General features: G+C 50.9%; 10 protein-coding genes. 5 read left to right on the top strand and 5 right to left on the bottom strand.

Annotated elements, in window-relative coordinates; all coding sequences use genetic code 11:
- Positions 1 to 195 precede the first annotated feature (195 nt).
- Together H8K29_RS06295 and H8K29_RS06300 are read left to right on the top strand one after the other, a co-directional pair.
- Positions 196 to 1,377: a site-specific integrase gene (locus H8K29_RS06295; protein WP_186896883.1), complete on the top strand. Its 1,182-nt coding sequence runs from the start codon at positions 196 to 198 to the stop codon at positions 1,375 to 1,377.
- Positions 1,378 to 1,734: 357 nt separating this feature from the next.
- On the top strand, positions 1,735 to 2,943 hold the full coding sequence (locus tag H8K29_RS06300; RefSeq protein ID WP_186896884.1) for a cation:proton antiporter: 1,209 nt from the start codon (positions 1,735 to 1,737) through the stop codon (positions 2,941 to 2,943).
- A gap of 170 nt (positions 2,944 to 3,113) precedes the next feature.
- On the opposite strand, the gene H8K29_RS06305 is transcribed toward H8K29_RS06300, so the two are convergent.
- Complete coding sequence (locus H8K29_RS06305) at positions 3,114 to 4,421, bottom strand: MFS transporter (protein WP_186896885.1); 1,308 nt, start codon at positions 4,419 to 4,421, stop codon at positions 3,114 to 3,116.
- Positions 4,422 to 4,615: 194 nt separating this feature from the next.
- On the bottom strand, positions 4,616 to 4,927 hold the full coding sequence (locus H8K29_RS06310) for a hypothetical protein (RefSeq protein WP_186896886.1): 312 nt from the start codon (positions 4,925 to 4,927) through the stop codon (positions 4,616 to 4,618).
- 144 nt (positions 4,928 to 5,071) lie between these two features.
- Between H8K29_RS06310 and H8K29_RS06315 the strand changes: the two genes are divergently transcribed.
- The gene (locus H8K29_RS06315) at positions 5,072 to 6,412 is read left to right on the top strand and encodes a GH1 family beta-glucosidase (protein WP_255423271.1); all 1,341 of its coding nucleotides are present in this window, start codon (positions 5,072 to 5,074) and stop codon (positions 6,410 to 6,412) included.
- Positions 6,413 to 6,586: 174 nt separating this feature from the next.
- Here the strand turns inward: H8K29_RS06315 and H8K29_RS06320 are convergent, their stop codons facing one another.
- On the bottom strand, positions 6,587 to 7,753 hold the full coding sequence (locus H8K29_RS06320) for an MFS transporter (RefSeq protein WP_186896887.1): 1,167 nt from the start codon (positions 7,751 to 7,753) through the stop codon (positions 6,587 to 6,589).
- 213 nt (positions 7,754 to 7,966) lie between these two features.
- Positions 7,967 to 10,372 carry a TonB-dependent receptor gene (locus H8K29_RS06325; RefSeq protein WP_255423273.1) on the bottom strand — a complete coding sequence of 802 codons (2,406 nt, stop codon included), beginning with the start codon at positions 10,370 to 10,372 and terminating at the stop codon, positions 7,967 to 7,969.
- A gap of 236 nt (positions 10,373 to 10,608) precedes the next feature.
- On the opposite strand from H8K29_RS06325, the gene H8K29_RS06330 reads away from it, so the two are divergent.
- Positions 10,609 to 12,180, top strand: coding sequence for a tryptophan halogenase family protein (locus H8K29_RS06330; RefSeq protein WP_186896888.1), 1,572 nt, complete (start codon positions 10,609 to 10,611; stop codon positions 12,178 to 12,180).
- A 206-nt stretch (positions 12,181 to 12,386) separates the two neighbouring features.
- A complete protein-coding gene (locus H8K29_RS06335) occupies positions 12,387 to 13,406 on the top strand; it encodes a substrate-binding domain-containing protein (RefSeq protein ID WP_317889265.1) in 1,020 nt (339 codons plus the stop codon).
- A gap of 73 nt (positions 13,407 to 13,479) precedes the next feature.
- Here H8K29_RS06335 and H8K29_RS06340 read toward each other — a convergent pair whose 3' ends face one another.
- A complete protein-coding gene (locus H8K29_RS06340; protein WP_186896889.1) occupies positions 13,480 to 16,251 on the bottom strand; it encodes a nitrate reductase in 2,772 nt (923 codons plus the stop codon).
- Between the last annotated feature and the right edge of the window lie 105 nt (positions 16,252 to 16,356).

A 16,356-nucleotide genomic window follows, 5' to 3' on the forward strand; every position in this document is an offset into this window, starting at 1 on the left:
ACACCGTCCTACCCGAATTTCTGATTCTGATAAAAAAATGTTACGCTATTTGACCATCTCTAAATTTTCTGAATATTCGGGTTATACCGAGGATGCTATTCGCACGAAAATCCGCGACGGCATCTGGCCAGAAAACGAGGTCTGGTTGAAAGCACCAGATGGGCGTAATTTAATTGATGTACAAGGATATGAAAAATGGGTAGAGACGGGCGCGGTGTTAAAAGTGCATCGCAAAGCAGCATCGAAATCACCTTCACCTATCGCGGCGTCCGTTGCCGCGAAAGGCTCCCGCTCAAGCCCACCCCCGCTAATTTAAAACGCGCAGAGCAGCATCGCGCTGCCATTCTGCATGCTATCGCAACAAACTCATTCGACTACGCAGCAACCTTCCCCACCTCTACCAATGCCACTAAATTCGCTGAATACAAAGGCGAAGTTCAATTACTCGGTGACTACCTTGAGCAATGGCTTGACAGGCGCAAGCCAGAACTCAAAGCCAGTGCATACGATGGCTACAGAAAGATTGTTGATAACAAACTGATCCCGTGGTTCGGGCAACTTCGACTGGCGGAGATAAAACGGTCACACATCCGCGAAATACTGTCGCAGCAGACATGCACCAACAAGACGCTGGCCAACATTCAGAGCCCACTACGTAAAGCGCTGGATGATGCTGCCGAGGACGAACTGATCGAGGCAAACCCAATGGCCGGGTGGACTTACAGCAAACAAGACGCGCCGAAGAAAAAACCCAAGATCGACCCATTCTCAAAAGAAGAGCAAAAACTGATTTTAGATGCGGCAACGGGACAAGCAAAGAACCTGCTCCAGTTCGCGCTCTGGACTGGCCTGCGCACTTCTGAATATGTTGCACTGAATTGGGAGGATGTTGATTTTGTTCGCAGCGTGATTATCGTAGATAAGGCGCTGACGCAAAAATCAGATGAAGCCGAGACGACAAAGACAATCAGCGGGCTGAGAGAAGTGAAGCTGCTCGCGCCTGCACTTGAAGCCATCATTGCGCAGAAACAGCATACGTATCTCGCTGGCCAAGAAGTATTTCAGAATCCAGCCACTGGCGAGCGATGGACGGGCGATCAGCCAATCCGCAAACGCATGTTTGAGCCGCTATTGAAAAAAGCGAAGGTGCGCTACAGGAACCCCTATCAAACCCGCCATACTTACGCATCAATGATGCTGAGTGCCGGTGAGCATCCGATGTGGGTAGCAAAACAAATGGGACACGCAGACTGGACAATGATCGCCCGCGTCTATGGAAAATGGATGCCAGATGCAGACACTGGCGCAGGAAGTAAAGCGGAGAGTTTATTCGGGAATGACAACATTACGCCAACCATAGCCTCAAGAACTGCATAAACATTGACTATATCGCGGGTTCGATTCCCGCCGACTCCACCAGAATATGTAAAACCACCCAGCTTCATCGGGTGGTTTTTTATTTTTTGATTGATGGTAACGGTCCCGCTAGAGACAGTGAAAATATGAGTTCCAGCCGCGCACGTTAAGCGTTTTAGCGCATTTTCCAACTAGAATGGTGACTCGGCCAAGTCCTGCAGCAAATTGTTTTAGTAGGCCAAAGGAATATAGAAAGTCGCACTTCTCTGTATGAGACTGCGGCTTTTTTGTTTTTTTTCCAGTACAATTTATTAATATTTTTTCACGATTAAAATACGCTACGTCAAATCTCCGACACCGTTCAATTTCAGGATAAAAATGAATATACCTATGAGCATGACAGAGATTTTTTTAATCGCGATATTGCTCATTTTCAGCCTTCCATATTTAATCTGGCGTCTTGGTAAAACAGATTATTATGCGCCGCTGGTCGTCATACAAATCATCGCCGGCATACTGATGGGGCCGGGTGTTCTTGGCCGGATTTTTCCCGACTATTATCAATTCGTTTTTAACGCACAAATCATTCAGTCGCTGAACGGCATTGCGTGGTGGGCTGTGATGATTTTTGTCATGATCGCCGGTATCGAACTCGATCTGAAGAAAGTCTGGGAACACAGACGGGAAAGCTTCGTTGCCGGCAGTCTGGCACTCGGTATGCCACTCTTATTTGGCAGCATTGCAGCCATCTGCTTACTCAAGTTTGACGGTTGGCAAGGCGCAAATGCACATTCATGGCAATTTGTTCTGGGTATAGGAATGGCTTGCGCTGTGACAGCGCTGCCGATACTGATTCTGCTCATGGAAAAGTTAACGATTTTGCGGCAAGCGATCGGTCAGCGCATCTTGCGTTACGCAAGTCTGGACGATATTGCTATCTGGGCTGTCCTTGCGATTATTCTCATGGACTGGACGCGCGTCGGCCGCCAACTGGGATTTCTATTGCTGTTTGCCTTGGCCACGATCGGCTTCCGCAAATTGATGGTGAAGCTATCTGAACGTGATCGCTGGTATGTCAGCCTGATCTGGCTCGCCGCTTGTAGTTTTGCCGCGGATTGGGCAGGTTTGCATTTCATGGTCGGCGCATTTCTTTCCGGTGCGGTCATGGATGCACACTGGTTTGATCAAAGTAAGATGGATCTGCTGCGTGAGCATGTGTTACTGACCATCATGCCAGTATTTTTCCTGAGTACGGGTCTACGCACCAATTGGGATCTTGGCGGAACAGCGGTCTTCATTGCGGCAGCCTTGTTATTGCTGGCATCGGTTGGCGGTAAATTAGCCGGTATTCACCTTGCGGGAAAAATACTCCGGTGGGAAAAAGGAGAAGCTTCCATTATTGGGTGGCTGCTGCAAACCAAAGCACTGATCATGATTATCTTCGCCAACATCCTGCTGGATAAACACATCATCACCAATGAAACATTTACCGCGCTGTTACTGATGGCGATAGGCAGTACGATGCTGACTGTGCCCATGGTGCACCCGAAGCTAAAACAATTTAAATCAGTGATCTTTAAAGAGTAAAGTGATCGTCGCCTGGCAGGCATCGGTCAAAAAAAATAGCCGCTCAGAGGCGGCTTAAAGAGGGGATATTGAAGCGTTAAAACGACCCGGTTGGGACGAGACGTTTTTCATTTTTTATAATCTCTGAAACTTCATTAACAGCGACGAACAACCTGCATACGACGCTTTATTCAATCGGTTGCACCGCTCTCCTTTTGATGAAAAGGTGCCAGCCAGCAGACAATAAACGAAGGAATCGTCGCCAGCATTACAAAAACAAAGTAACTCTTGTATCCAAGCATTTGCTGTAAATGACCGCTGATCACACCGGTAAACATCATGCAAAGTCCCATCAGGCCAGTGCCGAATGCGTAGTGCGTTGTGGTGTATTTTCCTGGGGCTAATTGCTGCATCAGATAAATCATGAAGCCGACAGAGCCAAAGCCAAAAAAGAATTTCTCTATCGCGACACCTGCAGTAACGACCAGTAAGCTCTCTGGTTGATAAATACTCATGAGCAGGAAAGTCACGTTCGGAATATTCACGGCACAACACAACAGGAACAAGGTAGGCTGCAAACCGCGACGCGCTACAAACCAGCCACCTAACAACGATCCAAGCAATACAGCGAGTAAGCCATACGTTCCGTAGATGATGCCAAGCAGCTCGTTACTGAGCCCTAGCCCGCCTTTGGCGACAGGATCAACCATGAAAAAAGGCCCGATTTTTTCCAGAAAACCTATACTGAGGCGAAATAAAAAAGCGAAGGCAATCATCAGCCAGACATCTTTTTTCTGAAAGAAACTGACGAAAGAATCCTTCAGGATATTCATTGCGGAAGAAAAATTGGTGGGAGTATTTTCAGCCCGTGCGCCATCCGGCATCACCCGCCAGTGCCAAAGCGCCATCAACACCGTGATCGCAGCAACGATGAAGAAAATCACACGCCAGGCATCCACCCAATCGGCACCAAAAACCGCAGGATCATGGTGAAAATATTCTGCATGCAATTTGCCACTGAGATACACCAGGCCGCCGGATGCAATAATAGGACCAAGATTCCAACTGAGGCTCTGCACGCCGCAATATAAAGACTGGGCTTTGCTATCGAGAGAAGTGACGTATACGCCGTCAGCGGCAATATCCTGGGTCGCGCCAAGAAACGAGATGACCCAGAATAAGCCCATCAGCAACACCATATAGTTCGGTAATGCCATCGCCAGTGCAACCGCCAGAAAGCCAAAAAATATCGCGATTTCAGTCAGTATCACAAAAGCCTTTTTGGTGCGGTACATCTCGACGAATGAGGCGAACAGCGGCTTGATGGTGTAAGCGAGAATCAGGTAACTCGCATATTCAGCCGCTCTGCCGTTGTCCATGCCCATGTTTTTGAACATGATGGCCGTAACGCTGGTCAGCGTCATGTAGGTCAGTGCCATCGTGAAATAGGTCGTTGGCACCCACAGTAAAGGGGATTTTTTTGACTTTGTCTCTAGCATGTCTGCTTTCTCATTTTATTCACTTGTCACCAATTTCATCTGATACCGTGCGGTAGCTCTGTCGGACAGCCGTTTGGAACGAGAAATTGCTGCAGTTTTTTATATTTTAAAAGGGAAATTCAATTTCATGAAAACCTTTTCATAAACAGAATAACATAATTTTTTATTTTTAAAATCATTTTTAGCACGCGGCATCATTCAAGTTTTTTAAGGGCAGACAACAGCACGAAATAATCACGGTTCTCCTTGTACAGACGAAAAACCGTTCTAATGTCCTGCACCACGGTCATTTCATCGATATTCTGACCGCAAATCTTGCATATCCGCATGTTTGAAGCCCGCTTCTGAGCAGATGCTAAATTGAACATCTTTTCAACAATGGGTCGTACAGATCCCTGTTTCAACTCAAATACCTTACTTTCTTCGTTCAGAGACCTGTCGCCAGAGCGCGCACCGCGATCAATATCGTTTTGCGAAAAATTTATTTGACTTGAAATCGTTTTCAATTACAATCACCCGACGGTAAATACACCGCATATCGATACATTTTTCCGGTTTTACGATGAAAAACGCATGTAGGTTCTACGTTTCACCCATGCAGACAAGCAAAAGAAAACGTTTTCAAATAACCGATTTATCTACACACTTATATGACAAACGCCCATCCAATGAATCACTTTCCCCATGACTTTGAATGGGGCGTGGCGACCAGTGCTTACCAGATTGAAGGCGCAGCAGCAGAAGATGGTCGAGGCCCATCGATCTGGGATACGTTTTCGCATACTCCCGGAAAAATTATTGACGGCAGCAATGGCGACATCGCCTGTGATCACTACCATCGCTACCCCGAAGATGTGGACATCATCGCCTCACTCGGGGTGAAAGCCTATCGATTCTCGGTATCATGGTCTCGTGTGCAGCCCTTGGGTTATGGCGCATGGAATGAAAAGGGCTTTGAGTTCTATTCCAATTTATTAGATAAGCTGGCCGAAAAAAACATCACGCCCCATCTGACTTTGTATCACTGGGATTTACCACAAGCGTTGCAAGATCAGGGTGGCTGGCTGAATCGCGATACGACCGCTCATTTTGCCGACTATGCAGCAGAAATCGCCCGTCGTTTTGGTAACAGAGTCGCTTCGATTGCCACGCATAATGAACCGTGGTGTACCGCAAATCTGGGTTTTGGCAATGCGCAATTTGCGCCGGGCGTTGCGGATAAAGCGCTCTCTATACAGGTGTCCCACCACTTATTACTGTCACATGGTTTGGCGATAAAAGCCATGCGTCGCGTGGCTAGCTCTGCAAAACTAGGCATCGTGCTGAATCAATGGCCCGCGATGCCAGCGACCGATTCTGCACGTGATGTGGCAGAGGCGGAATGGGAATACGCTCGCTCAGTGCAATGGTTTATGGATCCGATATTTAAAGGTCGCTATCCGCAAAAAGCGCTGGATCGCATGGACATGTCGCAATTTCATACCGAAGCAGAGGATATGAATATCATTCACCAGCCTATCGATTTTCTGGGAGTGAATTACTACACACGGGAATTTATCAGCACCGATTCTCCACCAAAAAAGCCACAAGCGGCGATGGGTGTCACGGATATGGGCTGGGAGATTTACCCATTGGGGCTGACGGACATACTGCTGCGCCATAAGAATGATTATACGAATTTGCCACCGATCTATATCACTGAAAATGGTATGGCAGTCGCGGACAAACTCATCGATGGCGAGATCGATGATCAGCCTCGCATTGCCTATGTTCATGCGCATCTGGATGCAATCCATGCAGCAATAGAACAAGGCGTCAACGTCAAAGGCTATTTTTATTGGAGTCTGCTGGATAATTTCGAGTGGAATTCCGGTTACGCGAAACGCTTCGGGCTGGTCTATGTCGATTACGCGACACAGCAACGCACCCTCAAAGCCAGCGCCCACTGGTATCGGAATTTTGTGAGTCAACAATTGCGGAAAACTGAGTAAGTTTGCCTGAGCGAGCACTCCAGTCGCAGCAAATTACTCACTGCAACGATGCTGACTTTTAGCATCAGATACCGCCCCGGAAAATTGGTATCTGATGCTTTTTTTTTACGCTGAACATCTGCGCTGCAATGAATTCAGATGCACTGCCTTTTTTCTCTGCCGTTATAAAAACCGTTACGGCAACATACGCAACATGCGAATGCCAGCAGCAACGCCGATGAGCAAGACAGACAATGCCAGCAAGGCAATCGACAAGCTGATCCCTTGTGCGACAAAACCGATGAAGGCTGGCCCCATTAATATGCCAGCATAGCCCATACTTGAAACGGCCGGTACAGCAACGCTCTCAGGCATGACGCTCTGTTTGCCTGCAAGAGAAAACATCACCGGAACGATATTCGCACAACCTATTCCCAGCAAGGCATAACCCAGCAAAGCAAACTCCCACGATGGCAACACTGTGGCGCAGATCAGGCCTGCTGCGGCGAGCAAAGCGCCAGCCACCACCGTAAACCTGGCTCCCAGAAATTGAACCAGACGATCACCGGTCAGGCGCCCTACCGTCATCGTCGCCGCGAACGCGGCGTACCCAAGTCCGGCATGCGCTGGCGACATCTCGCGGACATCGGTCAGAAATACGGCGCTCCAGTCCAGCACTGCACCTTCAGTTAGAAATAAAATAAAGCAGACAACACCGATATAAAACACGACGCCTTTCGGCAATCCGAAGGCAGCACCGCTTTTCCTTCCGCCATACGGCAAGCAATGCCTGACGCTGATGCTCAACAACACCGCCATCACTGCCACAACGGCCACGGTCACGTTGAACAAAGACCAGCCCAGACTCAACAAAGCACTGACACTGCCCGCACCAATCAGGCCGCCAAGACTGAATAAACCGTGAAAGCCGGACATCAGTGGGCGACTGCTACCACGTTCCAGTATCGTCGCCTGAATATTCACCGCACAATCGAGGGCACCGACACCGGCGCCAAAAATAAACAAGATCAATCCCAAGCCGATGGCGGATGACATCTGCGTCAGCAAAGGCAAGGCAGCACACATCACCAGTGTCGCGAATAGCAGCACTTTGCGACAGCCTATGCGTGATGTCAGTGCACCCGCGACTGGCATCGTCAGAATAGAACCCGCGCCCAGACACAGCAATAACAGGCCCAGATATCCTTCATGAATCGCCAGACGCTCTTTCACAAAAGGCACCATCGGTGCCCAGGCAGAAGTGCCGAAGCCTGCGATAAAAAATGCGATGCGGGTTGATTTTTCTGCTAAGGATGAAGCTGGGAAAGATGATGGGGTTGGTGATGTTATCTGCGAAGTCATCTGCGAAATTATCTTTGCTATGGCGAGCTTACTTTGAAGCCTGGCCGGGTTTCATTTGTGATCCCAGCGATGGGGTATTGCGGGCGGCAACCAGTTCCCGTCAGAAAAAATGCCGTTCAATACGTAAAAGAGCGCTATTTTTACATAAATAAAAAAAGAAAACCTCGCCAGTACTTGCGAGGTTTTCCCAGATTTTCACTGATCAGAAATCAATCAGAAATCAAGCCCGACATTGATGCCATAAGTACGTGGTGGCAGATACTGCGCCATCCATGGGCCAAAGCCATTCAATGCACTGGTCTTGACGTTGCCGTCACCAGCATTGCGAACAAACGCATCGACATACCACGCAGTTTTGCCAGAAGCGGCGTAGCGCAATCCCAGATCGGTGCGAGTGTAAGCATTTTGCTTGTCGCCCTCACCCAGATTAAACACGCTGAGCCAACTGCTGGTTTCATAATGCAGGCTGATGCGTGGTGTCAGAGTGCCATGGCTCAGATTAAATGTGTGCTGATACATGACCTGCGCTGAAAACGTTGGTGCATGCGGCATGGTATTGTTGCTGATGTCCAGACAGTTGCTGATGCCTGGTACTTTACACACTGGCAAAGAGTAGTCGTTAGAACCACCGATCAGATTACCCAGTTTTGCCTTGGTGATTGCCAGCGAAATCTGCAGCTTATCTTCTTTCGTCAGCTTGGCAGCCAATTCAGATTCGAAACCGTAAATCTTCGCCCCTTCTGCATTGCTGGTTGCCAGGCCATGCGAACCATCCGGATTCGTGATCGGTGCGCTGAACTGGAAGTCTTTGAAGTCCTGATAGTAGAGCGCGTTATTCCATTTTACGCTGCCACCCAGGAACGAACTCTTACTACCGAATTCATAGCTGGTCAGTGTCTCAGGGCCGTAAGGTTTGCCGCCGTCTTGCAGGCCACCAGATTTATAGCCAGTCGAAACGCTGCCATAAATCATGTGATCCTGATTGACATCGTAAGCTGCACGTAACAAACCAGTGACTTTGTTGCTGCTGTAATTACCGTCGTTCAGAGAGCTGACAGCGAAGTTGCTGTTAGGATCACGTGGATCAACATTTGGTGTGATCGCTGCCTGTGTCAGCGCAGCATTGCCAGTCCAGCCATAACCACGGCCGCCAATGTTTGCACGCTTATCAGAGGTGTAACGCAATCCGCCTGTCAGATGCAGCGCATCGGAAACATTCCATGTTGCCTGACCAAATGCCGCAGAAGATTCCACGGTTTCTTTTGGTTGGATGAAAGAACCTTGCCAGCTGACCGTCCCTTGTTGCGTACCATTCATGATAGGAATGTCGAAGCGCATATCGTTCGTTTCTGAACCATAGTACAAGCCAAGCTGCCAATCGATATCGCGTTTGCCGACCGATTGCAGATTCAGTTCATGGCTGTAATTGGTGTAGTTGGACGACACCGTGTTATTCGCCTGATACACGCCGTTGGTGGTGAAGCTGGTCGGAACTTTCGCGCCGCCATCCTGATCGAATTTCGACGAGCCACTGAATTTCGAATAGCCACCGACATAGACCACATTCATAGAATCATTCAGCGCATATTCGATACGGCCGCGCACCGCGTCGGTATCACGTTTCAGCGCCGGTGCAGTGTCGATCAATGCCGACCACAATGAGTAACCTGCGCGTGGCGTTTGCAACAGATTCATGGATGGTGTGCCGCGATCCATAAACTTCTCATAAGACGCATCGATTTTCAGCGCTGGCGTCGGTTTCCACAATACGCTGATCCGCGCTGCACTCTGATCCTGTGCACCATATTTGGCGCCATCTTGTACAAACAGATTAGGATCAATAGGTTTGAAATCGGCTAATTTGCCGCCGCCCGCCAGAAACGCGGCCTGCTGGCTTGCCAGCGGAATATTTGGCACACCTTGATAATCGACATAGCCATCATGCTTTTCATTCACGAAAGCAAAGCGCAATGCCATGGTGTCGCTGACCGGCACATTGAACGCGCCACGCACACCTGTGCGTTTGTAGCTACCCAGACCGCCTTCAAAAGTCCCGGAAGACTGCCCGATAACCGGTTTTGCTGTTTGCATATTGACCGCACCAACAGTCGCATTCCGTCCCCACAAAGTACCTTGTGGGCCGCGCAACACTTCAATACCTTCCAGATCAAACAACAAAGAAGTCGCGCCTTCCGGACGTGGTGAATACACGCCGTTGACGAAGGATGCGACTTCAGGATCTGCATACTCTGTCTTTGCGCTGTCGTTACCGACGCCACGCAAAGTCATCGTAATCACACCATGGTCACCCTGCGAGGTTGCCTGAAAGCCAGGCACCAGGTTGACCACGTCCTGAATCGTCTGTACGTGCGCATCATCCAGCGCAGCAGCACCGATGGCGGTAATTGCCACTGGCGTGCGCTGCAAGGATGTGGCGCGCTTGGTGCCTGTCACGATCACTTCAGAAATTGCCGTACTGTCGCTGGCTGCCTTTTTCTCTGCAGCGCTTGGCGTTTGTTCTTGCGCCTGTGCCGAGCCTATGCTCGCTATCAGGGTAAGGATCGCCAGTTGGATAGGACTGCCCACGGGCATCGGGGCTTGATGGATGCGGTTTTTCATATGTCTCCTGATATTAATGTTTGTCGCGATGAACTCGTCGATCGATGTAATTTATCCGGCCGTGATTTCTAGTTAAGCTGAATTAATTTGAAATCGTTTTCATAATACCTATCGTTTTAAATCCGTGTCAAATCAAAAATGGTAACGTTTTCAAAAATACCGTAAAATCAATTCAGTATGACGTTATTACAACAATAATGCGCAGCAGTGCGTGAATAAATTTACAGGAGACAAGGATGAAACCAATCAAAAATGTCCTCATCGTCGGCGGTGGCACGGCAGGCTGGCTCACTGCAGCATTTCTCGCACGCACGCTGGGTAGTCAGGCACAGAACGGCATACAGATCACACTGATCGAATCCAGGGAAATCGGCATCATTGGTGTCGGCGAAGGCAGTTTCCCCTCGATACGCGGCACGCTTGCCGCCATCGGTATCGATGAAGCGCGTTTTGTGCGCGAATGCAATGCGACGTTCAAGCAAGGCGTCAAATTCGTAGACTGGGTACGCCCGCACGGGACTCCCGGACACGATCATTATTTTCATCCATTTAATAGTCCGAGTCAGCGCCCCGGCGGGCCCGAATTATTAAGCTACTGGTTGCAAGGCGCTGCTGGCAGCGACATTCCATTTGCACAGGCGGTCAGTATGCAAAAACGGGTTGCCGATGCCTTCCGCGCACCGAAGCGTTTCAGCGATGAAGATTTCCTCGGCCCGATGAATTACGCCTATCATTTTGACGCTGGCAGTTTTGCCCGTTTGCTCGGTGAACACGCTCGTTCACTTGGCGTCAGACATGTGCTGGCAACCGTCAAGAATACCGAGCTCGACGCTGATGGCGCGATCGCCGCCATCGTCACCACCGATGCCCAGCGCCTGAGCGCGGATCTGTATATTGACTGCACCGGTTTCAGCGCCAGCCTGATCGGTGAAGCGCTGGGCTCCCCGTTTCGCTCACTCAGCGACGTGCTGTTTGTTGACCGCGCGCTGGCGATGCAGATTCCGTATGCAACGGAAACCACACCTATTCCGTCTTACACCATTTCCACTGCGCATGAAGCGGGCTGGACCTGGGATATCGGCCTGCAACAAAGACGTGGCACCGGTTATGTTTTTTCCAGCCGCCACACCAGCGAAGAGCGGGCGGAACACATCCTGCGTAATTATTTAGGGGCGGCATCCGACAATCTGGAGCCGCGCCTGTTAAAACTGAATGTCGGTTATCGCGAAACACAATGGATAAAAAATTGCGTTGCGGTTGGTTTGTCCGGTGGCTTTCTGGAGCCACTGGAATCGTCCGGTGTCGGACTGATAGAAACCGCCGCTTATCTGATCGGCTATCTGTTTCCGTTTAACGGCGATCTCGCGCCAGTCGCAAAGACGTTTAACGCACATATGAAAGCGCGTTACGAACGCATCATCGATTTTATCAAGATGCATTATTGTCTGACCCAACGTCAGGATCACGCTTTCTGGCGCGACAACGCTGCCGCAGCATCGATACCGGAAAGCCTGCAGGAAAAACTGGCGATGTGGAAATGCCGCCCACCCGGCAGAATGGACTTCATCACCGATCTTGAAATGTATCCGCCTTCGAGCTGGCAATATGTGTTGTACGGCATGGAATTTCAGACGCAGATGTACGCCAACCCCGTGTCACATCCGCGCTTTGAAGAAGCACGCAGGGAATTTCATACTATCGCCCAAATGGCGGAACGGGCATTGGGCAACCTGCCAGACCATCGCATGCTGGTTGAACATTTGTGCAACAAGAATACGATGGCAACGCCGCATAGCAAAGTCGCCTGAAACCACATTGACAGTACCCGCAGAAAACTTCACTATCTGCGGCGCATTTCAGATGATAATGTGGCTGATCAAGGCTGTTTCTGGCATGAAGTCAGACCAGCCGGTACCGTGTTAACCGGCTTGCGATCATCATTAAGCTGGTCGTTTCACTTGTTGTTTCAGCTTATCGTTTCAGTTGTCGTTTTTTTAGGATGGAGAAATCAGTAGTGCCTGAGAATGAAACTAGCAGCAATCCCGTTACCCTGCTCGATGTTGCACGCGAAGCTGGCGTCTCGCCGAGCACGGTATCACGCATTTTAAATGGCACCGCAACGGTTTCTGCCGTAAAACGTAAAGCGGTCGAAGATGCGATCAAGAAAATGGGCTTTGAACCCAACCCTCTCGCACAAAGCCTGAAAAGCGGCCGCTCCATGACCGTCGGCATTGTGGTGCAGGATATTTCCAGCCCGTTTTTCTCTGAAATTCTGCGCGGGGTTGATGATGGTCTGAACAGCACAGGCTATGCCTCTGTGATCGTCAGCGGGCACTGGAACGCGAGTGAAGAAGCGGCACGCATCAAATTGCTTCTGGCACGTAAAGTCGATGGCCTGATCCTGTTATCCGGCCGTATCGAAGACAAAGCCGTGCTGCAATTTGCGACCCAACGCCCCATCGTTGCGACCGGACGTTCCCTGAAAAGCCCGACCGCTATTGGTTTTAAACTCGATAACCAGAACGGCGCCTATCAGGCAGTACGCCATCTGATTGAGCTGGGTCATCGTCGCATCGCCTTTGTGACCGGCCCCTCGAATAATACCGATGCGAATGAACGTCTTACCGGTTACAAACAAGCGCTGGAAAGTGCAGATATTCCATTTGAACCCGGCCTCGTGGTCGAAGGCGATTTCCATGAAGCCAGCGGTCTGATGGCCGTCAATCGCCTGTTTGATACGCAACAACAATTCAGTGCAATTTTCGCCGGTAACGATCTGATCGCTTACGGTGTGCGCCTGAGTCTGTACCGCAAAGGCATACGCGTACCGGAAGACATTTCCTTAATCGGTTTCGATGATTTACCCGGCTCGCTCTACACCACGCCGCCGCTGACAACGATACGCCAGCCTTTGTACGATATGGGTCTGATCGCCACCACCGCCCTGCTCGGCCTGATCGGCGGAAAACCAGTCGATGTCGAACTGCCACCGGTGGAACTCATCGTACGCGAAACGACACGTCGTTTCCGCTAACAACAGCACGCCATTCATCTGTTCATTAGTTTTAAAACACCGCATGACGCACTCCATTGTCACGCGGTGTTTTTTATACGCTAAGCGCTTCCGCTTTTTTCAATGCAATCATGCGGCGAATTTCCGGTACGCATGAGCCGCAACTGGTGCCGCAGCGCAGGCGGCTTTGCAGGCCAGCCAAGACATCGGCAGACGTCGTGGCGGACTGTGTTAACTCGCCATTCAGAGCATCTTCAATCTGGCTTTCAGCGACATTCAGACAAGTGCAGATCACTTTGCCTTTTGCCTGAAAACCTTGTGGTGTATTCGCGCCTGGCATCAGCAGCAAACGCCCCAGTTTTGCCACCGGCTCCTGCTCCATCAGATAAGGTTTCAGCCAGCTCTCGGCAGAGACATCGCCAGTCAATGCGACTGCCTGCAACTGTCCGTCACGAATCACAATATGCCGCCCAGTGCCGCGCCGCTGATCGTCGTAACGCAGAACGGTAGCGCCAGCGATGCCGAATAATTTTTCGATTTCCTGTACCAGTTCAGCAGTAGGCGCGACATCATCGGCCGCACGCAACAGCAAGCCGCTTTTTTCACGCCCGAAAGGCACGCAACTCGCATACGCAAATTGCCGCAGATACGGGCGCAAGGCCTGTTGTAAGGCAAAGACCTGCGCCTGCTCCATCCAGCCAAACGCCACAAAGCGCCACGGCAATTCGGCTTTGATAATTTTCACTGCCGCATGTTTGAGTTCCGGCTGGCGCGACACAGGATCTGTCGCTGGCGACATCAGGGAATTCACGCCATACGCTACATGTTGTCCATGCCCGCGACCGGAGATAAATTCCTCACCCCAATGCATGCCGATAAAGGTTTGCCCGGCGCGCAGATCATCGCTCTCGCTGACGGCAAAAATCTGTGTGCCGCGACGATTGCTGACATGCACCAGATCACCGTTTTTCAAGAAGCGCCGCTGCATATCCTGCGGATGCATATGGATCACGGGTTCAGCGGCATGGGCAAACAGTTGCGGCACAGTGCCAGTGCGGCTCATGCCATGCCACTGATCACGCAGCCGCCCTGTCGTCAGCGCAAACGGATGGCGTGGGTCCACTTTATCGGCAGTCGCCTGATACGCTGTATTCACAAAACGTGCGCGGCCATTCGGCGTCGCGAAAATATAATCTTCATACAGTCTTGCTTTACCGGCGCTGGCACCTTGCGGATATGGCCACTGCTGCGGCCCCTGTTCTTCTAACAAGGCATACGATAAGCCCGTGATATCGAGGTCGCGGCCACGCGTGCTGTCGCGGTGTTCATTCCAGATTTGTTGCGGCGTTTCATAAGCAAAATCCGGCTTGCTTTTATCCAGCAACAGCGCCAGTTTCTGCGCAAACAAAGTCGCAATTTGCCAGTCGTGTTTCGTTTCTGCCGGTGCCGCGAGTGCCGCATTCACACGCGAAATACGTCGTTCAGAATTCGTCACCGTGCCGGATTTTTCGCTCCAGCTGGTCGCCGGTAACAACACATCGGCGTAAGGCACCGTCGCCGTCGTTGTATAGGCTTCCTGCACGATCACCATGTCGGCTTTTTGCAGCGCTTCACGAATCAGATTTTGCTCGGGCATGGATTGCGCGGGATTGGTACAGACGATCCAGAGCAGGCGGATCTGCCCTGCACGCACGGCTTCAAATAATTCAACGGCCGTTTTTCCCGGCGTTGCCGGTACGTCGTCCACACCCCAGTATTGCGCGACCTCGGCACGGTCAGCGGCATTGCTCAGATCGCGATGCGCTGACATCAGATTCGCCATACCGCCGACTTCACGCCCACCCATCGCATTCGGTTGTCCGGTCAGCGAAAACGGCCCGGCACCGGGTTTGCCTATCTGACGCGTTGCCAGATGCAGATTGATCAGCGCGGCATTTTTTGCAGTACCGGATGAGGACTGATTCAGGCCCTGACAATACAAAGACAAGGATGCTGCCGAGCCGCCAAACCAGCGTGCGGCCTGCAGCAAATCGGCTTCCTTGATGCCGCAGGTTTGCGCGACCCTCGTCGGGGTGTAATCGCGCACGGTTTGCCGCAGCTCGGCAAAGCCTTCGGTTTGCGCTGCGATAAACGCGGCGTCGGTCAGCTCTTCCCACAGACACAGATGCAACATGCCGTTGAACAGCGCCACATCGGTGCCCGGCAAAATCGCCAGATGCAGATCGGCGTCACGCGCGGTATCGGTGCGGCGCGGATCAGCAACGATAACTTTAAGCTGCGGATTATTTTTGCGTGCTTCTTCGATGCGACGGTACAAGACCGGATGCGCAAAAGCCGTGTTAGAACCGGCGATAAAAATCACTTCGGCGTGATCGATATCTTCGTAACTGCACGGTGGCGCGTCGGCACCCAGCGTCTGCTTATACCCTGCAACGGCACTCGACATGCACAGGCGTGAATTGCTGTCGATATTATTCGTACCGATCAAGCCTTTGGCGAGTTTATTGAAGACGTAATAATCTTCCGTCAGCAGTTGTCCCGAGATATAAAAGCCGACGCTGTCCGGCCCATGCTCGCGTATCGTCGCGGCGAATTTTTCTGCTATCAGATTCAGCGTGCTGTCCCAATCGCTGCGCACGCGCGGAAGATTTTTTTTTGTGCGGATTTCAGGATACAGCGCCCGCACTTGCTGCTGAATCACAGGCTGTGCCGACAAGTGCAACGTGCTGCCCTTGCTGCATAATTTTCCTGCATTCGCCGGATGTTCGGGGTCGCCGCGAACACCGGTGATCTGCGCGCCATCGGTCGCAATCAGCACGCCGCAGCCGACGCCACAATAGCAACAGGTCGATTTTATTTCCGTCATGCTTGCCCCTTGCTGCCTGCACTATGTAAATATACTCCCCCGGAGTATTTTTTAACGCCCTTTATTTATAAGGACATTAAGCATAAATATTAAAAAATAGGGGGG

The sequence above is a fragment of the Undibacterium sp. CY21W genome, from assembly GCF_014284265.1.
Taxonomy (GTDB): domain Bacteria; phylum Pseudomonadota; class Gammaproteobacteria; order Burkholderiales; family Burkholderiaceae_D; genus Undibacterium; species Undibacterium aquatile.